At 73.0% G+C, this 23,903-nt stretch carries 18 protein-coding genes and 1 tRNA gene; 10 read left to right on the forward strand and 9 right to left on the reverse strand.

Annotation, left to right across the window (positions count from 1 at the left end; genetic code table 11):
* Window positions 1–70: 70 nt before the first annotated feature.
* Genes QUG93_RS03260 through QUG93_RS03270 form a run of 3 tightly spaced genes read left to right on the forward strand, consistent with a single transcriptional unit; the run spans window position 71 to window position 4,742 of the window.
* Window positions 71–1,063, forward strand: coding sequence for an AAA family ATPase (locus QUG93_RS03260; protein ID WP_289472205.1), 993 nt, complete (start codon window positions 71–73; stop codon window positions 1,061–1,063).
* Window positions 1,063–2,394, forward strand: a complete 1,332-nt coding sequence (locus QUG93_RS03265) for a DUF58 domain-containing protein (RefSeq protein WP_289472206.1) — start codon at window positions 1,063–1,065, stop codon at window positions 2,392–2,394. Before QUG93_RS03260 ends, QUG93_RS03265 begins: the two co-directional genes overlap by 1 nt.
* Window positions 2,391–4,742 (forward strand): transglutaminaseTgpA domain-containing protein, encoded by a 2,352-nt coding sequence (locus QUG93_RS03270; RefSeq protein WP_289472207.1) that lies wholly within the window; start codon window positions 2,391–2,393, stop codon window positions 4,740–4,742. The genes QUG93_RS03265 and QUG93_RS03270 overlap by 4 nt, the downstream gene beginning before the upstream one ends.
* A 124-nt stretch (window positions 4,743–4,866) precedes the next feature.
* Here the strand turns inward: QUG93_RS03270 and QUG93_RS03275 are convergent, their stop codons facing one another.
* Both QUG93_RS03275 and QUG93_RS03280 read right to left on the reverse strand, forming a co-directional pair.
* Window positions 4,867–5,475: a TetR/AcrR family transcriptional regulator gene (locus tag QUG93_RS03275; RefSeq protein WP_289472208.1), complete on the reverse strand. Its 609-nt coding sequence runs from the start codon at window positions 5,473–5,475 to the stop codon at window positions 4,867–4,869.
* A gap of 383 nt (window positions 5,476–5,858) precedes the next feature.
* A complete protein-coding gene (locus QUG93_RS03280; protein WP_289472209.1) occupies window positions 5,859–6,632 on the reverse strand; it encodes a trimeric intracellular cation channel family protein in 774 nt (257 codons plus the stop codon).
* A gap of 69 nt (window positions 6,633–6,701) precedes the next feature.
* Between QUG93_RS03280 and efeU the strand changes: the two genes are divergently transcribed.
* From efeU to QUG93_RS03295, 3 genes are read left to right on the forward strand one after another with little or no spacing between them, the layout of a single operon-like run.
* On the forward strand, window positions 6,702–8,291 hold the full coding sequence (efeU, locus tag QUG93_RS03285) for an iron uptake transporter permease EfeU (protein ID WP_289472210.1): 1,590 nt from the start codon (window positions 6,702–6,704) through the stop codon (window positions 8,289–8,291).
* Window positions 8,278–9,528 (forward strand): iron uptake system protein EfeO, encoded by a 1,251-nt coding sequence (gene efeO, locus QUG93_RS03290; RefSeq protein WP_289472211.1) that lies wholly within the window; start codon window positions 8,278–8,280, stop codon window positions 9,526–9,528. Before efeU ends, efeO begins: the two co-directional genes overlap by 14 nt.
* Window positions 9,525–10,808, forward strand: coding sequence for a Dyp-type peroxidase (locus QUG93_RS03295; RefSeq protein WP_289472213.1), 1,284 nt, complete (start codon window positions 9,525–9,527; stop codon window positions 10,806–10,808). The genes efeO and QUG93_RS03295 overlap by 4 nt, the downstream gene beginning before the upstream one ends.
* Window positions 10,809–11,124: 316 nt before the next feature.
* Here QUG93_RS03295 and QUG93_RS03300 read toward each other — a convergent pair whose 3' ends face one another.
* From QUG93_RS03300 to QUG93_RS03315, 4 genes are all read right to left on the reverse strand, one after another.
* Window positions 11,125–13,533 (reverse strand): bifunctional metallophosphatase/5'-nucleotidase, encoded by a 2,409-nt coding sequence (locus QUG93_RS03300; RefSeq protein WP_289472214.1) that lies wholly within the window; start codon window positions 13,531–13,533, stop codon window positions 11,125–11,127.
* A gap of 112 nt (window positions 13,534–13,645) precedes the next feature.
* Window positions 13,646–15,460, reverse strand: coding sequence for a thiamine pyrophosphate-requiring protein (locus QUG93_RS03305; RefSeq protein WP_289472216.1), 1,815 nt, complete (start codon window positions 15,458–15,460; stop codon window positions 13,646–13,648).
* A 33-nt stretch (window positions 15,461–15,493) separates the two neighbouring features.
* The gene (locus QUG93_RS03310) at window positions 15,494–16,420 is read right to left on the reverse strand and encodes a sugar phosphate isomerase/epimerase family protein (RefSeq protein WP_289472217.1); all 927 of its coding nucleotides are present in this window, start codon (window positions 16,418–16,420) and stop codon (window positions 15,494–15,496) included.
* Window positions 16,417–17,586, reverse strand: a complete 1,170-nt coding sequence (locus tag QUG93_RS03315; RefSeq protein WP_289472218.1) for a Gfo/Idh/MocA family protein — start codon at window positions 17,584–17,586, stop codon at window positions 16,417–16,419. Before QUG93_RS03315 ends, QUG93_RS03310 begins: the two co-directional genes overlap by 4 nt.
* An 80-nt stretch (window positions 17,587–17,666) precedes the next feature.
* On the opposite strand from QUG93_RS03315, the gene QUG93_RS03320 reads away from it, so the two are divergent.
* The 4 genes from QUG93_RS03320 to QUG93_RS03335 all read left to right on the forward strand — a co-directional run bounded on the left by QUG93_RS03320 (window position 17,667) and on the right by QUG93_RS03335 (window position 20,772).
* Window positions 17,667–19,088: a glucose-6-phosphate dehydrogenase gene (locus QUG93_RS03320; RefSeq protein ID WP_289472219.1), complete on the forward strand. Its 1,422-nt coding sequence runs from the start codon at window positions 17,667–17,669 to the stop codon at window positions 19,086–19,088.
* A 135-nt stretch (window positions 19,089–19,223) separates the two neighbouring features.
* Window positions 19,224–20,009, forward strand: coding sequence for a dienelactone hydrolase family protein (locus QUG93_RS03325; protein WP_289472220.1), 786 nt, complete (start codon window positions 19,224–19,226; stop codon window positions 20,007–20,009).
* 110 nt (window positions 20,010–20,119) lie between these two features.
* A tRNA-Arg gene (locus QUG93_RS03330) sits at window positions 20,120–20,192 on the forward strand.
* Window positions 20,193–20,394: 202 nt separating this feature from the next.
* Window positions 20,395–20,772, forward strand: a complete 378-nt coding sequence (locus tag QUG93_RS03335; RefSeq protein WP_289472221.1) for a hypothetical protein — start codon at window positions 20,395–20,397, stop codon at window positions 20,770–20,772.
* A gap of 146 nt (window positions 20,773–20,918) precedes the next feature.
* Here QUG93_RS03335 and QUG93_RS03340 read toward each other — a convergent pair whose 3' ends face one another.
* From QUG93_RS03340 to QUG93_RS03350, 3 genes are read right to left on the reverse strand one after another with little or no spacing between them, the layout of a single operon-like run.
* The gene (locus tag QUG93_RS03340) at window positions 20,919–21,533 is read right to left on the reverse strand and encodes a pyridoxamine 5'-phosphate oxidase family protein (protein ID WP_289472222.1); all 615 of its coding nucleotides are present in this window, start codon (window positions 21,531–21,533) and stop codon (window positions 20,919–20,921) included.
* Window positions 21,530–22,453, reverse strand: a complete 924-nt coding sequence (locus tag QUG93_RS03345; protein ID WP_289472223.1) for a creatininase family protein — start codon at window positions 22,451–22,453, stop codon at window positions 21,530–21,532. Before QUG93_RS03345 ends, QUG93_RS03340 begins: the two co-directional genes overlap by 4 nt.
* Before the next feature lie 53 nt (window positions 22,454–22,506).
* Window positions 22,507–23,892 (reverse strand): FAD-binding oxidoreductase, encoded by a 1,386-nt coding sequence (locus QUG93_RS03350; protein WP_289472225.1) that lies wholly within the window; start codon window positions 23,890–23,892, stop codon window positions 22,507–22,509.
* Window positions 23,893–23,903: the final 11 nt, after the last annotated feature.

The following is a 23,903-nucleotide window of genomic DNA, read 5'->3' on the forward strand; positions in this document are numbered from 1 at the left end:
ACATCCTCCGGTGCCTGTCACCGCGCCGTTGTAGCATGCACGACACCTGTCCCGAGACGAGGAGGCCTGCGTGCAGGACCCGACCGACCAAGGCTTCCCGATCGACCACGTGCGAGCGGTCGGCGACGACGTCGTGGCGGCCGTCTCCACCGTCGTCGACGGCAAGGTCGACGTGATCCGCACCGCCTTCACGGTGATGCTCGCCGAGGGGCACCTGCTCGTCGAGGACGTGCCGGGCGTCGGCAAGACCGTCCTGGCCAAGGCCCTCGGCGCGTCGGTCGGTGGATCGGTGAACCGCATCCAGTTCACCTCGGACATGCTGCCGTCCGACGTGACCGGTGTGAACATCTACGACCAGTCGTCCGGCACGTTCCGGTTCTCACCCGGGCCCGTCTTCGCGAACGTCGTCATCGGCGACGAGATCAACCGCACCAGCCCGAAGACCCAGTCCGCCCTGCTCGAGGCGATGGCCGAGTCGCAGGTGACCGTCGACGGGGTCACCCGGCCGCTCGAGTCGCCGTTCATGATCGTCGCGACCCAGAACCCCATCGACATGGAGGGCACCTACCCGCTGCCCGAGGCCCAGCGTGACCGCTTCATGGCTCGCATCACCATGGGGTACCCGAGCGCCGACGCGGAGCGGCAGATGCTCGCCGACCGCGGTGTCCGCGACCCCCTGTCGGCGCTGCGCCCGATCGTCGACGTGCAGACCCTGCGAGCCGTCGTGCAGACCGTGCGCGCGGTGCACGTCGCGCCGGACGTCGAGGCCTACATCGTCGCGATCGTCCGCGCCACACGCTCGCACCCCGACCTCGTGCTCGGCGCGAGCCCGCGTGCGACGCTGCACCTGGCGCAGGCCGCCCGGGCGCACGCCGCGCTGCTCGGCCGACCGTTCGTCACCCCGGACGACGTCGCCCAGCTCGCCCCGGTGATCCTCGCCCACCGCCTGGTGCCGGTGGCCCGCGGGCTCGGCGGTGGGGCCGAGGACACCGCACGCGACGTCGTGGTCCGGATCGTCTCCGACACCGCCGTGCCCTTCACCGCGGCCGCCGTCCGGTCCTGATGGCCGACGATCCGGGCCCCTCGACACTCGCGCTGCGCGCCGGCGCGGTGCGGTCCTGGGCGACCCGGTACGGACGACGGGGCGCGGCGCTCCTGCGTCGGACCCCCTTCCCACGGCCGACGGCCCGCGGCTGGACGGTCCTCGGGTCCGGGGTCGCGCTGGTGGGCGGTGGACTCGTCGCCACGACGAGCATCGCCGTCTCCGCGGGGCTGCTGCTGCTCGTCCTGCTCGTGCTCGGCGTCGTGATGGCGTTCGTGGTCGCAGCGCCGCTCCGCGCCACCCGGGCCAGCGCGCGTGCGGTCGTGCAGGTCGGTGAGGTCTACCGCGAGCGGATCACGCTGCGCGGCACCTCGCTCCCGATCGGGCCGCGGACCACGCTGCTCGTGCGCGAACAGCTCGAGGACGCCTTCGCCAGCGTGACGGACGCCGAGACGTACGCGCTCGTCGGACCCCACGAGCCGCCGGCGGTGCTCGACGTCGAGGCCCTGGCGATGCACCGTGGACGGACCCTCGTCGGCCCGGTGACGATCCGCGTCGAGGACCCCTTCGGCCTGCTGCGCATCGACCGCCCGGTCGTCCCCGCGGAGGAGGTCGTGGTCGTCCCGACGTCGACCACCCTCGGCGCGATCGACACCGGGGCACTGGCCGGCGCGGTGTCCGCCGACGAGGGGCGGGTCGGTCAGGGCGGCTCCGCGGACGACAGCGAACTCCGTCCCTACCGTCAGGGCGACCCGATCCGCCGCGTGCACTGGGGCCAGAGCGCCCGCCGCGGGGAACTCCACGTCCGGCAGACCACCCAGGCGCAGCCGCCGGAGGCCGTCATCGCGATCGACGTCCGGCGCGAGTCGTACCAGGCGCTCGGGCGCGACGACCTGGCCGAGCTGTCCGACCTGGGCGGCGACGCGGCGTTCGAGCACGCCGTCGTGGTGGCCGCGAGCGTCGCCCGCGCCCTGAGCGCGCGGACCTCGCGCGTCGTGCTCGTCAGCGACGACCGGCTCGACGGTCCCCGGCACGCCGGCGACGCGGGCAGCCTGACCGACGTGCTCGTCGGGCTGGCGGACGTCCGGGTGCGTTCCGACGCCCGCCCGGTGACCGAGGTGCTGCCCGACGTCCGCGGCCGCGACGTGCACGGGATGACCGCGGTCGTCACTGGTCGGTGCACCGCGGAGCAGGCCGCCGGACTCGTCGCCGCGACGAGCGGGTCGAGCCGCGGGATCCTGGCCACCATCGTGCCGCCCGACCCGGTCGTCCGCGGGATCCTCGACCGCGCCGGTTGGCGGACCCTCGTCGTGCCGGTGCCCGGCGCGCAGCACCAGGGGAGCACCCGGTGACCGGGACGACGACCACCGACCGCCCCGGCACGTGGCAGCAGCTGCCCGGCGCTGACCGCCCCGCCGAGCGCCCGGACACCCCGAGCGCCTGGGTCGTGGCACTCGCGCCGTTGCCCGTGCTGATCGGCGCGCTCGCGATGCGACCACTCGTGCAGGGGATCGCGTGGTGGGTCTCCGGGGTGGTGTTCGCGGCTGTGCTCGTCTGCGTCGTGCTCGCCGTCCGGCGTCGTGCACCCGGCGTGCGGTTCATCGCCCTCGTGACCACGCTCGTGATCGGGTCCTGCGTCGCCGCGGTCGCGAACGACGTGCACCCGCTCGGCTGGCTCGACCGCGAGGGCGCGCTGGGCGAGGCCCTCGCGGCGATCCGTCTCAACCCGGCGCCACTGCCGCAGACCGATGCGGTCCGGCTCGTCGTGACCATCGCCATCGGCTGGGTCGCGGGCGTGTCGCTCTTCCTGGCCGCGATCGCCCCGACGGTGGCGCTCGCGGCCGTCCCGGCGCTCGTCGTGCTCATCGTGCCGGGCGTCGTCACCGGCGAACCCGCGTCGCCGGTGCTCGTCGTCCTGGTCGGCGCGGCCTTCCTCGGGCTCCTGTGGCTCTCGGTGCGTCCCGTGCAACGAGCCTTCCCGGCAGCCGTCGTCGGGGCCATCGGACTCGTCGTCGCCGTGGGGCTGCCCGCGCTCGTACCGCTCAACGCGAGTTGGCTGTCGGGGGTGACCGGTGCGCTGCAGTCCCCGGTCCAGCCGGGGCGTCCGGGCACGCTGCTCGAGCTCGGCCGTGACCTGCGGCAGCCGAACGAGCTCGAGGTGCTGCGGTACCGCACCGCCGACGGGCAACCCGAGTACCTCAAGCTCGCCGACCTGGACGAGTTCGGTAGCGGCGACTGGGTGCCGACCGTCACCGACGCGAGCACCTCCGACACGGCCGACCGCCCGCAGTGGGCCGTCGGCGTGAACCCCCGACTCGCGAGCCGCGGCGACCTGACCGTGCGGATCACCGGGTTGTCGAGCAACTACCTGCCGGTGCCGGCCGGGGCGGCGTCGCTCGAGTCGCAGTCCACGAACCTCGACCTCGCACAGTGGCGGTGGATGGGGAACTCGAGCACCGTCCGGTCGACCGGACCGACCACGCAGCGCGGATCGACGTACGAGGCGTTCGGCGCCTCGACGTCCTCGGGGGAGTACCTCGACGCCATCGCCGCGAGCGGGCTCCTCGGCCGCGGCGGCGGTCGCGGGTTCCAGCAGCCGAGCGCCGCCCAGCTCCGCACCGACCTGTCGCTCCCCGACGACCTGCCGGAGGACATCGCCGCGGCCGCCCGACGGGTCGCCGGCAGCGGGTCGACCGACTACGAGGAGGCCAGGGCGCTCGAGCAGTGGTTCCGCAGCGACCTGTTCACCTACTCGGAGACGGCTCCCGTCGAGCAGGGCTACGACGGCGACAGCATGGACGTCGTCGACACGTTCCTGCGCGTCCGGCAGGGGTACTGCGTGCACTTCGCGTCGTCGATGGCCGTGATGGCCCGCACGCTCGGTATCCCCTCGCGCATCGCGGTCGGCTACCGGGCCAGCAGCGAGCAGACCGAGGACGGCGAGTACACCGTCTCGAACCGGCAGCTGCACTCGTGGCCGGAGCTGTACATCCGCGGCGCGGGCTGGGTGTCGTTCGAGCCCACCCCCAGCTCGGACGCGGCGGCCCAGGCGGCGGACCAGTCGACGGCGACCCCGGCGCCGGCGCCGACGGAGACGCCGTTGCCCGCTCCCGGCGAGACCGCGACCGACCAGGCGTCGCCGACCCCGACCCCGTCGGCGTCGGCGGAGCCGGGAGCGTCCGCGCCGACGAACGGCTCCGGCACCGGGCCCCTCGGGCTCGTGGTGGGCCTGGTGCTCCTGCTGGCGGTGCTCGTCGCCCCCGGGGCGGTGCGTGCCCTGCGCCGCAGGCAGCGCCTCGCCGCGGTGCGGGCCGGCCGGTCGCCCGCCGTGCACGCCTGGCGTGAGGTGCTCGACGACGTGGCCGACCACGGCTACGCCCCGGGGCTCGCGCCGCCGGGCGACCCAGCGGCAGCGGCGCGCACGGCCCGTGCGGTGCTCGGTCGGCTGGCCGGGACCGTGCCCTCGACGGTGCTCCCGCACCTGAGGGCGGTGGTCGACGCGGTCGACGTGGAGCGCTTCGCGGCGGACGGGGCGGCGCGGGTGGACACGGCCGCGCTGGACCGCGCCGTCCGAGAGGCACGGATCGCCCTCGACGCTTCCGTCCCCCGTGTACGCGTGCTGCGGTCGCGCCTGTTCCCGCCGAGCCTGCTGCCGTCGTCCGCGTGGTCCCACGAGGGCAGGCGCCGCCGCACGGCGTAGCGCGCGGGGCTGCCCGTGCGAGTCGTCCCACGAGGGCAGGCGCCGCCGCACGGAGTAGCGCGCGGGGCTGCCCGCACCACTCGTGGCCGCGCGGTGTGAAGACACCGGCGGACGGCGTGGCACGTCAGCGACGCGGCCGCACCACCGCCTCGACGACGCCGGCGATCACGGCGCCCGGGTCCACCCCGGGCAGGGCCGGGGCGTCGAACACGATGCCCACGTTCGCCCCGACCAGCACCGCCGCGAAGTCCTCCAGCGCCATGCCGGGCTCGACCTCCGGGTGCGCTCCGAACCACAGCCGGACCAGGTCGAGCACGCCGTCGTGCAGCTCCCGCCGCTGCCGCACGAACTCGGGCATGAACTCCGGGTGCCGCATCGCGTACCCGCGGAACTCGGAGACCAGGGCGAACTGGCGGCCCTGGTCGTGCCCGCCGAACGCGGCGCGCACGACGTCGGCGATGCGGTCGGCGTCGACGTCGGCGCGCACGACCTCCTGCAGCGAGGCGAGCACCATGTTCGTCGAGCGCTGCATGACCTGGGCGACGAGGTCCTGCTTGGACGAGAAGTTCGAGTAGACGGCACCCTTGCTGAAGCCCGCCCGAGCGGCGACGTCGTCGAGCCGTGCGCCGTGCACGCCGGACTCGGCGAAGACGTCGGCGCCCGCGACGAGCAACCGTTCACGCACCTCGGCTCGTGGTGTCCTGGGGGTGGGGGCGGAGGCGTCGTCGCTCATGTGGTCCTGATCCCTGGTCGTCGCGGTCGTGCGGTGGTTCGCCGTACTGTCGATCCCCGCTCGTCGGTGGCGTGCGGGTTCCGTCACACCGCGGACGGTGCGTCACCGGGCGGCTGGTCCGACCACGCCGCGAGCGCTGCGACCGTCACACCCGTGGTGCGACCGTCGGGGACCTGCCGTGCCGCGCGCTGTGACCGCGCACGGCACCAGCGAAGCCCCCGCCACGTCGGTCTGTGGACCGGCACGTTCGGGTCGTGTCGGTGCATCGGCTGACGTGGTCGCCGGGTCGATACCCGGCGGTAGCGATCGTACCGCGCGACCTGCTCCGGGCACAGGTCGAGACCACCCCACCAGCCGCAGGGCGCGGGATCCGCACGGCGGCGTCAAACGTCGTCGGGCGTGTCCCGGTTGCTCCGGACACTGCCGCGGCCGGTGCGTCGACCGGGCCGGCGGAGCAGTCGGATCGCGTCCGGCCGCAGGCGGCGTCCGCGTTGCAACAGCGCACCGAGCGTCGACTGCGGCTGCCAGTCGCGCCCGTTCGGCAGTCCCCAGCCGCGCTTGACGGCGCCGTACCGGAGCCCGAGCGACAGCACGATGGCGGCGATGATGCCGATCGTGGGCGAGCCGAGGTGCGAGGCGACGACCATGACCGCCGAGGCCGCGACCGCGACGGTCGCGTAGAGCGCGTTGCCGCCGAACACCGCCGGCACGCGACGGAGCAGCAGGTCGCGCATCGCCCCTCCGCCGACCGCCGTCACCGTGCCCATGATGATCGCGGCCGGCCACCCGAGTCCGGCGTCGAAGGTCCGCTGCACGCCGACCACGGACCAGAACCCGATCACGGCGGCGTCGAGCACGGTGAACAACCGGTCCCAGGTGAGCTCGGAGAACGACACGAGGAACGCGATGAGCGAGCCGGCGATCGCGACGGGCAGGTAGAGCGGGTCGACGAGCGCGACGGGCGGGCCGTTCTGCAGCAGGGTGTCGCGGAGGATGCCGCCACCGAGCCCCGAGACGAACCCGACGACGAGGAAGCCGAACAGGTCGAAGTCCATCGTGCGCGCGAGCGAACCGCCGAGCAGGGCCGAGGCGAACACGCCGGCGAGGTCGAGCACGTTGGTGACCGACGCCAGGCCCTCGGGGGTCAGCAGGTTCATGAGAACAATCAAACCCCACACCGCAGGAGTGGCGGGTCGCGCCGCGGTTAGGTTAGCCTCACCTTCGCCATGATCGCCACACTCGTCATCGGCCTCCGCGAAGGCCTCGAAGCGACGCTCATCGTCGGCATCATCGCCGCGTTCCTGCGTCGCAACCGCGCGCCCCTCGCTCCGATGTGGGCGGGCGTCGGCCTCGCGGTCCTGCTGAGCATCGCCGTCGGCTTCGGTCTGCAGGCCGTCGAGCAGGCCCTGCCGCAGGCGGAGCAGGAGGGGATGGAGACCGTCATCGGCGCCGTCGCCGTGGTCTTCGTCACCGGCATGATCGTCTGGATGCGCACCCACGCGCGCACCCTGTCGCGCGACCTGCAGGCGAGCGCGTCCGCCGCTCTGGGGCGCGGCACGGCGTGGGCCCTCGCCGGCATGGCGTTCCTCGCCGTCCTCAAGGAGGGCTTCGAGACCTCGGTCTTCCTGCTCGCGACCTTCCAGGCGTCGTCGGACACCGGCGCTGCAGCCCTGGGGGCGGTGCTCGGCATCGCCGTGGCGGTCGTCATCGGGTACGGCATCTACACCGGCGGCGTGCGGCTCGACCTCGGCAGGTTCTTCACCGCCACGGGTGTGTTCCTCGTCTTCGTCGCCGGTGGCCTCGTGCTCACCGCCCTCCGCCACGCGCACGAGGCGGGGTGGGTCGTGATCGGCCAGCAGCGCACCGTGGACCTCGGTTGGCTCGCGCCGAACGGGTCCCTGCGCGGTGCACTCGTGACCGGCGTGCTCGGCATCCCCGCCGACCCGCGGGTGATCGAGGTGCTCGGGTGGGTCCTCTACGTCGTCCCCGTCCTGGCCCTCGCCGTCTGGCCGCGCGCCTGGCGACCGGCTCCCGCGCGCGTCCCGACCGTGCGTGCGCTCGTCGCCGGCGGCCTGGCCGTCACCGCCGCGGCACTCGCCGTGGGCGTGCCGACCGGCGGCGCCGACCTGCCCCGGACCGCGACCGTCAGCGGCGACGCCCGGTCCGTCACGGCCACCGTCGACGGCGCGGCCGCTGTCCTGCGCGTGGCCGGCACCGGACGGGAGGCACGGGTCACCCTGCCCGCGTCGGCCCACCGCCGCGTCACCCGCTCCGGCGTCGCGGCCGACCGCTGGCAGGTGACCGAGGACGTCGCGCGTCCGGACCGACCGACCACACTGACGCTCGACGACCTGGTCGACCTGTTCGAACGCGTCCCGGTGGGCATCTCCCCGAGCACGAACCCCGGCCCGTTCACCGCGCGCTGGGTCGTCCGCGACACCGTCGCCCTGACGACCGTCGGTGGGGGAGTCCTGGACGCGACCCGGTCGGAACGCGACGTGCTCACGCTGCGCGGTGGGGGCCTCCCGGCCGCCCGGACGACCACGCTGGAACGCACCGTCTGGGGCGTCCCCGCCGACCGCGCCGACCAGGCGGTCGCGACCGTGGCCGCGGCGCAGGCACGCGCCGCCGAGCTGCGCCTCTGGGACACCTGGCTGCCGATCGCCCTGCTCGTCGTCGCTGCTGCCCAGGCGCTGCTCGCCGTCCGTGACACGCGCCGCAACGCGGCACCCCGTACCACCACCCCCGGAACCGACCCGTCGCGCGGCCCACCCGCCGACGTCCCTGCAAGGAGCCTCGACCATGCCGTTCGGTAGGAACGCCAGCCCCCTGACCGCCCGCCCGCTGTTCGCCCGCCCCCTGTTCGCTCTGGGTGCCGTCACCGCCACCGCCCTCGCCCTGACCGGCTGCTCGGCCGGCGGTCCGCACGCCGACGACGCGTCCGGCCGTGCCGGCAAGGTGTCCCGCGTCACCATCACCCTGACCAACGACGGATCCGACGCCTGCACCGTGTCGACCACGAAGGTCCCCGCTGGTCCCGTCACGTTCACGGTGAAGAACGAGTCGTCCACCGCGATCACCGAGGTGGAGCTGCTGCAGGACCAGCGGATCCTGGGCGAGAAGGAGAACCTCGCACCGGGGCTCGACGCCGTCCGCTTCACCGCGACGCTGACCGGCGGCGACTACCAGGTGTACTGCCCCGGCGCGACGAAGGAGCTCACCGACCTCACGGTGACCGGCAAGGTCGCGTCGACCGCGAACGGCAGTGCCGCGACCCTGCTCGCCGACGGGGCGACGGGCTACGCGACCTACGTCGACGGCCAGGTGACCGACATGGTGGCCGCCGTGCAGCAGCTGCAGCACGACGTCGACGCCGGCGACCTGGACGCGGCGAAGCGCGACTACGCGGCGGCCCGCCCGTTCTACGAGCACGTCGAGAGCGACGTCGACGGCTTCGTCAAGAAGGGCTTCACGGCCACCGACAACGCCGGCAACCTCGACTACCTGATCGACATGCGCGCCTCGAACCTCGACACCGCGGTCGGGTGGAGCGGCTTCCACGCCGTCGAGAAGGACCTGTTCGAGGCCGGCGCGATCACCGCGTCGACGAAGGAGACCGCCGCCGCGCTGACCGCGGACGTGCAGCTGCTCGCACAGCGCGTGCCGTCGATCCGGTACAAGCCCGAGGACCTGGCGAACGGCGCCGCCGGGCTGCTCGAGGAGGTCCAGTCGAACAAGATCACCGGGGAGGAAGAGGCGTACAGCCACATCGACCTCGTCGACCTCGCCGCCAACGTCGAGGGCGCCCGGCAGGCGTTCGCGTACCTCAAGCCGGGACTCACGAAGGTCGACCCGACGCTGACGAAGCAGATCGCCGCGCAGTTCGACGCCACGAACACGCTCATGGACGGCTTCCGCGACGCGGACTCCCTCGGTGGGTTCGCCACGTGGGACGCGGCGGCGAAGGCGGAGGACGCCAACCGGCTCTCGCAGCAGGTCCAGGCGCTGCAGGACCCCCTGTCCCGACTGGCCGAGAAGGTCGCGACGGCGTGAGCGCCTCCCGCTTCTCGCGCCGGGGGCTGATCGGCGCCGGTCTCGCCGCCGCCGGTGCCGGCGTCGGTGCGGTCGCGGGCGTCGCGGGCTCCGCGGTCGCCACCGGCGTCGACCCGTTCACGGCGGCGGCGAACGGCGACGAGTCGATCGACCTGTCGCAGTCGGTGCCCTTCTACGCGACCGCAGCGCGGCAGCCGCAGGGCGGGATCCGCACGACCCCGCAGCGGCACTGCGTGTTCATGGTGTTCGACCTGACCGCGTCGACCGCCACCGAGCTCCAGGTGCTGCTCGCCCGCTGGTCGGCGGCGATCGCGCAGCTGCAGGCCGGTCGCACCGTCGGGAGCGTCGAACCCGCGCACGGGAACGGTGTCGGCCAGGACACCGGCGAGGCGCTCGACCTCGGCCCGGCGTCGCTCACCGTCACGGTCGGCCTCGGCCCGGGCGTCTTCGACGACCGCTTCGGGCTCGCGGCGAAGCGCCCGGCGCACCTGTCGGCGATCCCGTCCCTGCCGAGCGACAACCTCGACGAGCAGCTGACCGGCGGCGACCTGTCGCTGCAGGCCTGCGCGGACGACCCCCAGGTGGCGTACCACGCGGTGCGGGACCTGGCACGGATGGCGCGGGGCACCGCGACCGTCCGGTGGACCGTGATCGGCTTCGGTCGGGCCTCGGCGGGACCGACGCAGTCGACGCCGCGGAACCTGATGGGGTTCAAGGACGGCACCCGCAACGTCACGACCGACGAGGAGTACGACCGGTTCGTCTGGCTCGACCGGAGCGCCGGATGGATGGCGGGCGGCACGTACCAGGTGGTCCGGAAGATCCGGATGAACCTGGAGACCTGGGACGCCGACGTCGTCAGCGACCAGCAGCGCGTGTTCGGCCGGACGAAGGTCGAGGGCGCGCCCCTGTCCGGTGGGTCCGAGCACACCACGCCGGACTTCCACGCGCGCGCGCCGCACGGGGCGGACGGCGACGGCGGGACCGCGATCGACCCGCGCTCGCACATCGCGCTCGCCGCGCACGAGGCGAACGGCGGGGTGAAGATCCTGCGCCGCGGGTACAACTACACGGACGGCCTGAACCAGTACGGCCAGCTCGACGCCGGGCTGCTGTTCGCTGCCTACACGAAGGACCCGGAGCACTTCACGCGCATCCAGCGGCGGCTCGGTGCCTCCGACCGTCTGAACGAGTACGTGTCGCACATCGGGTCCGGGGTGTTCGCGGTGCCGCCCGCGCCCCGGAAGGGCTCGTACGTGGGGGAGCAGCTCTTCCGCTGACACCGAGGCGGTGAGACGGGTGCCCTCCGTCGTTTCCCTGGAGACGGAGAGCACCCGCGCCGCGGGGTCCGACGGGCGGAACCACCGCCCGGCCCTGGGGGCGACCCGGCGCGACGCGTCGCGATGCGACAGGGGGAGCGTACCTCGCAGGGCCGTGCCGCAGCAGGGGCCTTCTGGGAACGGACAGCGAGACGGGCCGCCCCACTGTCGGTGGAGCGGCCCGTCTGCTGCTGCTGGCGCCGTTCGGTGCTGGTCGCGACGTTCGCGCTGGTCGCGCCGTCGGCGCTGGTCGCGTCGTCGGCCTGGAGGCGCGGGGTCAGTCAGTCAGGACGGTCCCGTCCTGCTCGGCGCGCTTCCGGCGAGCCAGCACCAGCGCCACGGCACCGGCGAGCAGCAGGACACCTGCGGCGATGCCCGGGACGACCAGGTCCGCACCGGTGTACGCGAGGTCGCCACCGGCGGTGTCCGGCTGGTCACCGTCCGCGACACCGTTGCCGGTGCCGTCGGAACCGTCGGCGACGCCGTCGCCGTCCGTGTCGCCGGCGCCCGGCACGCCGGCACCCGGGGTGGTCGGGTCGGTCGGGTCACCGGTACCGGGGTCGGCCGGGTCCGTGGGCTCGACCGGGGTGGTGGGGTCGGTCGGGTCCGTCGGCTCGGCGGCGGTCTCGATCGGCACCGTCACCGCGAGGGTGATCGTCTGGCCGCTCGGCAGCGTGACGACGAGGGGCTCGTCGGTCGTCGCGGTCGGGGCGGCCTCGGCGGCGAGCGCGGTGGCACGCAGGGCGTCGCCGGTCGGCTCCGCAGCGGGGGTCTCGTCAGCGGGGGCGCCCGGGACGGTGAACGTCAGGGTCGCGCGACCCTGCTCGTCACGCTTGTCGACGATGGTCGGGTCGATGGCGGACTCGGCCAGGACGACATCGCCGGCACTGACGGACACGGAGCCCGCGGCGGCCGGGTCGTCGCTGCTGAAGACCAGCGAGGACAGCGAGACCGAGACCTCGTCGCCCGGCTGGAAGCCCTCGGCGGGGACCGGGGTGGTCACGACGCCCACGGCGCGCTGGTCGGTCGGCGGGGTGACGACGGGGTTCGCGACGAAGTAGTCCACCTGCGCCTGCAGGTCGACGGTGCCGGAGTCGGCCTTGTTCGTGCCCGAGGCGAACGCGGCGAAGTTGTCGCCGCCGGTCGACAGGAACGAGTTGACCGTCACCTTCACCGTGTCGTCGAGGGCGATCGCGTCGCCGTCGAGCGTCATGGCGGTGATGTGCGAGCCGCGAGCCGCGTCCGGGTCGTAGGTGTAGGCGAACCCGTCGGAGACGCCGAGCTTCAGGAACGGACGCTCGAGGCCGTCCGGCTGCCACTGCTGTTCGAGGGCGTCCTTGATCTGCTGGCCGGTCATGTCCTGCGTCACCAGCGTGTTGGCGAACGGCTGGACGAGGGCGGCTTCCTTGTAGGTCACCTGCCCGTCCGGGTCGTTCGCGCCGCTCGACGCGAACAGCATGTCCGTGCGGAGGCCGCCGGGGTTCATGAAGGCGACCTGCGAGCCCTGTCGGCTCGTCGCGGCGCGCTGCACCTCGGCGATGTAGTTCCCGAGGACGGACTCGCCGCCGCGGTTCTCGGCCTTGCGGTCCGACTGCACGGCTCGGCGCAGGTCGGCGGTGATGTCGCCGAGCTTCTTCGCACCCTCGACGTCGGCCTTCGCCTTCGCGGCCGTGACGATGCCGGACACGGCCTGCACCGAGGACTGGTCGGCGGGTACACGGGACGAGCCGTTCACCGACTGCACCTCGGAGGTGATCGTCTTCAGCTTCTTGTCGGCACCCACGGTGAGCTGCAGGTGTCCGTAGTTGACCCCGTACGACCCGGTCTGGATGACCGGGCGCAGGGTGCCGTCGGGGCCAGCGATCTCGTGGTCGTACGTCGCGTGGGTGTGCGCCGAGACGATCGCGGACACCTTCGACGAGACGCCCGACGTGATCTTGCCGAAGGCGCCGGTGCCGGTCGCGTCGGAGAGCGCACTGGTCGTGGCGCCCTCGTGGACGAGCAGCACGAGCACGTCGGCCTCGCCGTTCTCGGCCTTGCCGTCGGTGAGCTCGTCCGCGTACCGGTTGACCTGGCTGACGATCGGGGCCATCGCGAGGCCCTGCACACCGCCGGGGCTGACCAGCCCGGGGATCAGGTCCTCGGTGGTGGCACCGATGAAGCCGACCTTGACCCCGCCGCGCTCGACGATCGACCACGGCGTGAAGGCCGGGTCCGTCGTGCCGGCCCTCACGATGTTCGACGAGACGTAGGGCCACTCGGCACGGTCCTCGATGCGCCCGGTCAGGTCGTCCTGACCCTTGTCGAGCTCGTGGTTGCCGATGGCGCTGACGTCGAGGTCCATCGCGTTGAGGGCGTCGATCGTCGGGGCGTCCTGCTGGATCAGCGACGTGAAGGTCGAGGCGCCGACGTTGTCGCCGACGCTGGCGAAGATCGTGTTGGGGTTGGCCTCGCGGTAGGACTGCACGACGCCGGCGAGCTTCGCAGCACCGGCGGCCTTGTCGGCGGCGGTGCCCTCGGACTCGATGCGACCGTGGAAGTCGTTGACGTCGATGATGTCGATCGTCGTGTCGCCCTCGGCGGCGAGGGCTGCGGACGGGACGGCGAATGCGGAGAGGACGCCGGCGGCGACCAGGGCGGAGGCCCCGGCCAGGCGCCGGCGGCGTGGGGAAGTGTGAGCGTTCATCGGCGCCGAACCTACGAAACCGCACAGGCGGCGCGCCAGGCGTTGCCGCAACACGTCATGTGTTGTTCACACCACGGGGGACGGTCCTCCCGATCGGGGGACAACCGCCGGGTCAGTCGCGACCGAGCGCGCCCTTGACCCGCTCGACCGCCTCGGCGGCCATCGCCTTGGCCGAGTCCTTGATGACGCCGAGCTCCGCCGGGTCGCCCTTGAGCAGGCTCTTCGCGGTGTTGACGGCGTACTCCGCGGTGATGTGCGGGGGCAGCGGCGGGACGTTGCGGCTGACGTGGGCGTCGATGAGCGTCACGCCCGGGTTCGCGAAGGCTCGCTCGACCGCTGCCTCGACCTCGTCGTCGCTGTGGACGGCGATGCCCTCGAAGCCGAGCAGCCGCGCGTACCCGGCGTAGTCCATCGACTCGACGTCCTGCGACCCGGACCACATCGGGTTGCCGTCCTCGGTCCGCATCTCCCACGAGACCTGACCGAGGTCGTCGTTGTGCATGACGACGATGACGAGCTGCTGGTTCGGCCACTGGGCCATGTACTTCTTCACGGTGATCAGCTCGTTCATGCCGAGCATCTGGAACGCGCCGTCGCCGATCGTGCACACCGCCGGGGCATCCGGGAAGGCGAACTTCGCCGTGACGGCGTAGGGCATCGCCGCGAGCATGGTCGCGAGGCGGCCGGACATGTCGCCGTGCATGCCGCGGCGCAACCGGATGTGGTGGCCGTACCAGTCGGCGGTCGTCCCGGCGTCGCAGGTGACCGTGACCCCTTCGGGCAGTCGCTCGTTCACCGCACGGATCACCCGGCGCGGGTTGACGCCGTCGTCGTAGGCGACCTCGGCCTGGCGGCCCATCTCCGCCTCCCACTCGCGCATCTCGTCGGCGAGCTTGTCCTGCCACGCCGTGTCCTGCTTGTCGCGCAGCAGCGGCAGGACGGCTTCGAGCGTCGCACCGACGTCCCCCCAGAGGTTGAGCTCGGTCGGGTAGCGCAGCCCCATCTGCTCGGGCTTGATGTCGACCTGCACACCGCGGGCCTGGCCGGAGGCGGGCAGGTACTCGCCGTAGGGGTAGTTCGAGCCGAGGAGCACGATCGTGTCGCACTCCTTGATCTGGGTCAGGCTGGGGCGCGATCCGAGCAGCCCGACCTGCTGCGTGTGGTACGGCACGTCTGACGGCACGACGTCCTTGCCGCGCAGCGCGGTGATGATGCCGGCGCCGGTCTTCTCGGCGGCGGCGAGCACGAGGTCCGTCGCTCCACGCGCACCGGCACCCACCAGGAACGTGACGCGCTCACCCGCGTTGAGGATCTCGGCGAACCGGGCGATCTCGTCCTGCGGCGGCACGATCCGGGTCGACGGGGCGGCATCGCTCGACCGCGACACCCAGTGCTCGGCGGCCGGTGCCTCGTACGTCATCGCCTGCACGTCGTGGGGGAGCACGACCACGGCCGGCTGCTTCCGGAGCATCGCCGTGCGGAAGGCCGTGTCGACGACCACGCCGACCGCGTCCGGGGTGGCGACGGTCTCGACGTAGCAGGCGACGTCGGCGAAGACCCGTTCCAGGTTCGACTCCTGCTGCGTGAAGGTGCCGATCGAGGCCAGGCCCTGCTGCCCGACGATCGCGACGACCGGCTGGTTGTCCATCTGCGCGTCGTACAGGCCGTTGAGCAGGTGGAAGGCGCCCGGGCTCGACGTCGCGACGCAGACACCCACCTCGCCGGTGAACTTGGCGTGAGCGGTCGCCATCAGCGCGGCGATCTCCTCGTGCGTCGGCCGGACGTACTCGAGCTCGCGCTCGCTGCCGTCGGCCTTGCCGAGGGCACCGTCGAAGGCGCCGATGCCGTCACCGGGGTAGCCGAACACGCGGGAGACGCCCCACGCCTTGATGCGGTCGATGACGAAGTCGCTCACGGTCGTGCTCATGCGACCACCGTGCTCGGTCGATCCTGTACGCGCTCAGGCTTCCTCGGCGATGAGCGGACGCAGGGTGCGGTGGGCGATCCGGAGGCCCTCGAGGACCTTCTCGTCCGTGCCGCCCCACAGCGGGTCCTCGTGCTCGACGCTCAGCGTGCCGGTGAAGCCCGCCTCGTACAGCCGGTCGACGACGTGCGGCCAGTCGACGACCCCGCGGCCGGGCACCCGGAAGCGCCACCACCCCATGTCCCACGGGTCGCCCTGCTTGTCGACCTTGCCGAAGAACCCGTACTCGTTCCGCTTGCTCGGGAACAGCTCGAGGTCCTTCGCCTGGGCGTGCACGATGTGCTCCGCGAACGGCAGGATCGTCTCGACCGGGTCGATGCCGATCCAGGTCAGGTGCGACGGGTCCCAGTTCAGCCCGAACCCGAGTCCGGTCACCCAGTGCCAGAGCTCCGGCGAGTACGCCAGGTTGCCCGGGTAGCCGTCCGGGTGCCAGCCCTCCATCACGCAGTTCTCGATGATGAGCCGTACGCCGCGTTCGCCGGCGTACTCGACGAGCTCGGGCAGCACCCGGTCGCCGAGTCGCATGTTCTCGCGGACGGAGAGCGTGTTGTCACGGCCGATGAACGTCCCGACGTACGGCACGCCGAGCACCGCGGCGGTGTCGACCGCGCGGAACAGGTGCTCCTTGACGGCGGCGCGGTGCTCGAGATCGTGGTGCAGGTTGTTCTCGTAGTACGCGAGCGCCGAGATCGACAGTCCGTGCCGGTCGAGCAGCTGCTGGGTGGCCTCGGCGTCGGACTCGGTGAACGTGGCGACGGGCAGGTGCGCCGCCTCGAAGTCGCGCGACCCCGTACCGGGCCACACCGCGACCTCGAGCCGCTCGTAGCCCTGCCCGGCCGCGAACGCCGCGATCCGGTCGAGCGACCAACCGGGCAGGCACGCCGTGAGCATCCCGAGCTTCACCGGATCTCCCTCCACGCCCCGTCGGCAGCGCTGCCGACGACGGCCTCGATGACCGACGCGGCGCGCGCCCCGTCGGCGAACGTCGGCAGGCCCTCGGGCCACGACGACGGACCGCCCTCGCTCCGGACCGCCGCGTAGGTGTCGGCGACGAAGGCGGCGAACGCGTCGAGGTACCCCTGCGGGTGCCCGGCCGGCACGACCGCCAGACGACGCTGGTCGGGGAACCCGAGCGAGGGGTCGCGGACGACGATCTGCGCACCCCGCTCGTTGCCGAACCACGCCGACTCGGGCTGCTCCTGGTCGAAGGCCGCGGACCCGAGGGTGCCGTCGACCTCGAACCACAGGCGGTTCTTCCGCCCGGCGGCGACCTGCGAGATGACGACGTTGCCGATCCGGCCGGAGGCGGTGCGGAAGGTCGCGACCGCGGTGTCCTCGGTGGTGACCTCGGACCGCCGCCCGGCGTCCGCCACCGGGTCGGGGTCGGGCGAGCCGGAGAACGACGGGCCCGAGGCCGCCGGACGGGTCGGGTAGACGATGTCGGTCGCCGCGGAGACCGAGGCGAACGGCTGACTGGTGACGAACTCGACCAGGTCGCACCAGTGCGAGCCGATGTCGGCGAACGCCCGCGACGCACCGCCGGCGCCGGCGTCGACGCGCCAGCTCGACGCGTCCTCGTCCAGCATCCAGTCCTGCAGGTAGTGTCCGTGCACCGCGAGCAGGCGACCGAGCTCGCCGGCCCCGATCCGGCCCCGGATCTCCCGCACGACCGGGTGGTAGCGGTACACGAACGGCACGGTCGCGACGACCCCGGCCTCGTCGGCGGCGGCGACGAGCTCGGCGGCCTGCGCGGCGCTGATCGCGAGCGGCTTCTCGCACACGACGTTGATGCCGGCGCGGATCACCGCGAGGGCCTGCGGGTGGTGCTGGTCGTTCGGGGTGCACACGTGCACGACGTCGGGCGCGTCCGCGATCACCTCGTCGAGGGAGGCGTACCCGCGGGGGACGTCGAGCTGCGCCGCGACCTGCTCCGAGCGGGACGGCGTCCGGCCGAGCACGCCGACCACCTCGGCCCCGGCGGCGCGGGCCGCCCGCGCGTGGACGCCGGCGATCATGCCGGTCCCGACCACGGCGACGCGGATGCGTCGCCCTCCGTACCCACTGCTCATGGTGCTCCCTCGCGCCGGACAGCACCACCGTACCGACGCAACCCGGCCACGTGCCGGAACCGATGAGTACGGTCTGGGGCATGTCGAGCCTCCAGACCAGTCTGCTCATCCTCGGTGCCAGCGGTGACCTGTCCAAGCGGCTGCTGCTGCCCGGTCTCGCGACCCTCCTCGACGTCAAGGACGACTGGGACGTCCAGCTCGTCGGCGCCGGAGTCGAGGACATCTCGGACGCGGACTGGAAGGCGCAGGTGCGCGAGTCCTTCGAGAACGCGCAGGCGTCGAAGAACGAGGAGGACGAGGGCGCCGAGGGCGAGAGCCGGATCAGCGCACGGCTGCAGGCGGTCATCGACGCGTCGACCTACCGCAAGGCCGACGTGACCGACGCGGACGACCTGAAGGCCCTGCTCGCTGCATGCGAGCAGGACCCCGCGATCTACTTCGCGCTGCCGCCGGCCGTGACCGAGAAGAGCTGCGCCGTGCTCGAGGACCTCGACCTGCCGGCGGGCACCCGCCTGGCGCTCGAGAAGCCGTTCGGCACCGACGCCGAGAGCGCCGAGCACCTCAACGACGTGCTGCACTCGTTCCTGCCCGAGGAGCGCATCCACCGCGTCGACCACTTCCTCGGGCGCTCGACGGTGCTCAACCTGCTCGGCCTGCGCTTCGCGAACCGCATCATCGAGCCCCTGCTGTCGTCGCAGCACGTCGCCCGCGTCGACATCGTCTACGACGAGACCCTCGGGCTCGAGGGCCGCGCCCGCTACTACGACAAGGCCGGCGCGCTCGTCGACATGATCCAGAGCCATCTGCTCCAGGTGATGGCCGTCGTCGCGATGGAGGCCCCGGCCTCGATCGACGCGGACGACCTCCGCACGCAGAAGGAGCTCGTGCTCCGCGCGGTCCGACCGTGGGGCGGCGACGTCGCGACGGCCGGCAAGCGCGCTCGGTACACGGCGGGGACCGTCGGGGACCGGTCGCTGCCGTCCTACGTCGACGAGGACGGGGTCGACCCCTCGCTCGGCACCGAGACGCTCGCGCAGCTCACGCTCGAGGTCGCGAACTGGCGCTGGGCCGGCGTGCCGTTCACGCTCCGCTCGGGCAAGGCGCTCGAGCAGCAGCGCCGCGAGATCGTGATCACGTTCAAGGACTCACCGCACGTGCCGAACGGGCTGACCGGTGCCGAACGGCCGGACAAGCTGCGGATCTGGATCGCCCCCGACGAGATGCAGCTCGAGCTCAACGTCAACGGCCCCGGCGACCCGTACACGATCGACCACACGGCCCTGTCGACGACCTTCAACCCGGGGCGCCTGAGCGCGTACGGCGAGGTCCTGGCCGGTGTGCTCGAGGGCGACGCGACGCTCTCGGTGCGCGGCGACAGCGCCGTGCAGGGGTGGAGGGTCGTCGAGCCGTTCCTGCAGGCCTGGCGTGACGGGAAGACGCCGCTCGACGAGTACGCGGCGGGCTCCGCCGGTCCCGACAACTGGGACAACATCGACTGCTGACCCCGCGGCGGACGGGAGGCGCGGTGCCAGCTGGCACCGCGCCTCCCGTCCGTCTGCTGGTCGCGCGAGGGACGCGTCCCGGCGGGTGGGCGGCGTCCCGACGCATCGGAGCCCGGCGGCGTAGCGTCCGGTGACGTGAAGACCACCGACGACGTCCTGTCCACCGTCCCCGCACCCGCCGGCTCCGACGTCCGCGTCGAGCCCGTCCGCTACGACCACGAGGGCACGGCATTGCTCGGGGTCCTCGCGAAGGACGACGCCGTGTCCGGCCCGCGCCCGGGGGTGCTCGTGATCCACGACTGGCACGGCGTCAACGAGCACGTCGAGGCCCGCGTCACCATGCTCGCCCGCCTCGGCTACGTCGCGTTCGGCGCCGACGTCTACGGCGAGGGCGTCCGTCCCGGCGACGACACCGCCGGGCAGGTCGCGGGCTCCTACTACCAGGACCTGCCGCTCTTCCGTGCCCGCCTGACCGCCGGACTCGAGCAGCTCCGCGCCGACCCCGACGTCGACCACTCGCGGATCGTCGTCATGGGGTACTGCTTCGGCGGTTCGGGTGCGATCGAGCTCGCGCGCACCGGTGCCGACCTGGCCGGGGCGGTCTCGTTCCACGGTGGGCTGATCGTGCACGAGCCGTCCGATGCGTCCGCGATCCGGGCGAAGCTCCTCGTGCTCACCGGGGGAGCGGACCCGATGGTGCCGGACACGAAGATCGCCGAGTGGCAGGACGAGATGCGGGCCGTGCCGTCCGTCGACTGGCAGGTCGTGACGTACGCGGTCGCCATGCACGCGTTCGCGGTACCGGGCACCGACGCGCCGGACCACGGGGCGCAGTACCAGGAGCGGGCGGACCGTCGGTCGTGGCAGGCGCTGCAGGTGTTCCTGGCCGAGGTGTTCGACGAGGAGCCGACCGTCGCCTGAGGCCGCGACACGCCGAAGGCTCTGGTCGGGCCGGCTCGATTCGCGTTCCCCGCCGCACCTGTTGTAGAGTCTTCCACGGCCGCAAGGCCGGATCGGTCGGAAGACCGGATGCGCTCGTAGCTCAATGGATAGAGCATCTGACTACGGATCAGAAGGTTGGGGGTTCGAGTCCCTTCGAGCGCACATCTGAGAAGGCCCCGTCGCACTGCGGCGGGGCCTTCGTCGTTCCCGGGCAGGGGTCCGCGTGCTCCCGCGTCTGCGTGGTCCTCCGTCGATGGAGCAGTCGTTGTCGGGTCGGCCGCGCGCAGTCGACGTCTTCTGCTCCACCGTCGCGGTTTCGCCGGGCGCTCGGCGGCGACCGGCGTGCGAGGAGCACCATGAGTGCATGAGGACACGCATCGTCGCAGCCACGGCCGCCGCGTTCGTCCTCGTCGCGCTCGCCGGCTGCACCCAGCCGTCCCCGCTGCGGGGCGTCGCGCAGGCGGCGTGCGAGAAGAAGGTCGGACCGGCGATCGTCGTCTGGTGGCGTGACCAGTACGGCGAGACACCGTGGAAGGTGCTCGACGTCCACTCGACCGACGTCGAGCAGGAGTCGGGGAGTCCGAGCGGGGCGGCCGTGTTCTCCGTGTCCGGCGAGTCCTCGGTCCAGCGGGACGAGGACAGGACGGCGACGGAAGCGGTCCGGTGGTCGTGCTCGGCGCAGACCAGGGTCGACGACTCGACGAGCGTGGAGGCGTCGATCCAGGAGGTCGCGTTCCGCTGACCCCGGTGCTCCGTCGACCACCTCCTCGCGAGGTCGAGCGGCGTGGTGCCGCTCGCCCGCGCAGCCGCCGCTCGCTGCGCGCTCTCGGAGCGCCAGGTGGAGATCGCGCCGTCGGCCTGAACCGCCACGACCGAGCCTCGGCAGGGTCAGCCCGGCCAGGACTCCTGCGACCACCCGCCGTCCGGGTGCCGCTCGTAGGCGAGCCGGTTGCTCGCGGCGTCGGTCGAGCCACGCCAGAACAGCATCCGCACCGGCGTCAGCGCGAACCCCACCCACGAGTCCGGCGGCTCGAGCTCCGGACGGTCCTGTTCGAACGCCGCCCACAGCTCCCGTCGCCGGTCGGCCGTGTCGGCGGCGGCCTCGTGATCGTTCACCCAGGCGAGCACCTGCAGGTACCGGGTCCGCGCGGCGTAGGCGGCGCGGGCCTCGGCATCGGTGACGCGTGCCACGTCGCCGACGACCACGAGCTGCCGCGCCACCTCGGGCCAGACGAGGGTGACGGCGGCGCGGGGGAGTGCGGCGAGCTCGGCGGCCTTGCGGCTCCGGCTGTCGGTGTGGAAGTGCAGGCGCTCCCCGTCGAACCGGGAGAGCAGCACGGTCCGGGCAGCCGGGTACCCGTCGAGCCCGAGCGTGGACAGCGTCATGGTCGGACCCGGGCCGTCCTCGGTGGACGGTAACCAGGACGCTGCCAGCACGAGCGGGTCAGCCGGGGCAGCGGCGCCGTCGGTCGATGCCGCCACCTGCCCCGGCAGCACGGTCACGACACCGCCACCGCGTCGGACGCGAGCGCACCCGCGCCGGCGACACTCGCGCCGGCAGCACTCGCGCCGGCAGCACTCGCGCCGGCAGCACCGGCAGCTGGCTTCGCCACCGCGGGGTCGAACCGGGCGATCTCGTGCAGGGACGCCACGGCCTCGTCGAGGGACCGGTCCCACAGCGCCTGCCCGTACGCGGCGGTCGCCCGGCTGGCGTCACCGACGACCCCGGGGGTGCCGAAGTCGTTCGACAACCACCCGAACGACACCGGTCCTCCGTTGAACCGGATCTTCTCGAACTCCGCCAGGTGGTCCGGCACCCAGCGCTCGGCGAGCGACATGTCGACCAGGTCGGGCCGCAGGTGCAGGATCATCGACGTCTCCGCCGCTCCACCGTGGATGCCGAGCCCGCGCTCGTCGGCGTCCTCGCCGTCGGGGCCGGGCATCCGCGCGAGCGTCGGCATCAGGAACGTCTTCAGCCCGTACCGCTTCCGGATCTCCCGGAGCGCCACCTGCAGCAGCGCGACGTTGCCGCCGTGCCCGTTCGCGAAGACGAGCGACCCGGCACCCGTCAGCGCGACGGCCCGGCCGATCTGCACGGCGGTGTCGAACATCGTCGACTCGTCGAGCCACACGGTGCCCGGCGCCCAGCTGTGCTCGTCGGACTTCGTGAACGCCAGCGTGGGCAGCTGCCAGACGTCGAGCCCCTCGGCAGCGGCACGCTCGACGGCCGCGCCGCCGATGCGGTCGGCGAGCAGGAAGTCGGTGACCAACGGCAGGTGCGGACCGTGGTGCTCGACGGCCCCGGTCGGCTGCACGACGATCGAGTCGGGACCGAGCCCGGCGGCGACCGCCGGACCCGACAGCTCGGCGAGCAGACGCGAGCGTCCGGTCGTGCGCGGTCCGGCCGTGCCCGAGCCAGCCACGCCCGAGCCGTCCACGCCCGAGCCGTCCACGCCCGAGCGAGCAGCCCCGCCGCTCACTTGCCGAACCCCGGCACGACAGGCTGCGCCGATGCGGTCGAACCACCGCTGACGACGAGCGACGGATCGATCACGTGCCCCGGGTTGAGCAGCCCGTCCGGGTCGGTGCGCCGCTTGAGCGCCACGAGCTCCTCGACCCCGTGGTCGACGTAGTACTGGTGCGGGCTGTGCACCCGGACGCCCAGGTCGCGGAGCAGCGGGTAGCCGGCGTAGACGTCCTCGGCCCCGGTGTACGGGGCGGTGAGCATGCCGATCGGGCCGACGTGCGCCGCCTCGATGTGCAGCATGCCGCCCGGGTACACCGCCTCGACCTCGGCGATCCGGTCGATCAGCGCCTCGCCACCGACCTCGACGTGGAAGTACTCGGTGTCCGGGGTGTTCCGCTTGAGCCACCAGATCGGGTGGTTGTAGGAGAGCATCGACACCTTGGTGGTCTGCTGGAGTCCCTCGCGGACGTCCGACACGGTCCCGCCGGCCTGCTCGATCAGCATGCGCGCTTCGTCGAGGACGACGTCGTCGATGATCGCGCGGAGGCTCGCCCGGTCGTCCGGGATCGCCGTGTCCGACGGCAGGGTCGCGGCGACCTCGGCCCGGTCGGCGCTGACGAGCCGGGGGACCGGGTCGAGACCGCGGAGGGTGCGCACCGCGACCAGGGCGTCCTCGAAGGTCGGGAAGGACGCGTACACGGCACGCCACTCCTGCAGCGGCTCGAGCCGGACGGTCGCCCGGGCGATGACGCCGGCGGTGCCGTAGGTGTGCACGAAGGGCTGCGCCTCGTCGCCCTCGACGTGCAGCAGCTCGTCGGAGCCGGGCAGTGCGACGTCGAGCGCGGTGACGAAGCCCTGCCAGTTCGACCCGTGCGCGATCGAGCCGGTGCCGCCGGAGCCCCCGGACAGGAAGCCGCCGATGGTGGACTGGGCGGTCGACGGGTACATCCAGAGCTGCTGGCCGGTGGCGGCCGCGGCCTGCTCCATGGCGACCATCGAGGCGCCGGCCTCGGCGGTGACCCAGCCGTCCCCGACCTCGACGACGGCGCGGGCGCGCGAGGTGTCGAGCACCAGGCCGCCGTGCAGCGGGATGCCCTGGCCGTAGTTGCCGGTGCCCTTGCCGCGGGTCGTGACGGGCACGTTGTGCCGGACGGCGGCCTGCAGCGTGGCCGCGATGTCGTCCGCCGACGCCGGGTACGCGACGAGGTCGGCGAGCCCGAGCGGCAGCTGCGCGCTGAGGATCGGGCTCATGGTCGCCTCGTCGACGGAGGCACGGGCGCGGGTGCGCTCGTCGGCGCTCACGCCGCGCTCGCCGAGGAGGTCGACGAGGTCGGCGCGCAGCGCCGCGAGGTTCTCGGGGGCGACGGTGGTGGAGGCGGGGGTGACGGTGGTCATGCTGACTCCTG

This window comes from Curtobacterium caseinilyticum (genome assembly GCF_030363035.1).
In the GTDB taxonomy this organism is placed as follows: domain Bacteria; phylum Actinomycetota; class Actinomycetes; order Actinomycetales; family Microbacteriaceae; genus Curtobacterium; species Curtobacterium caseinilyticum.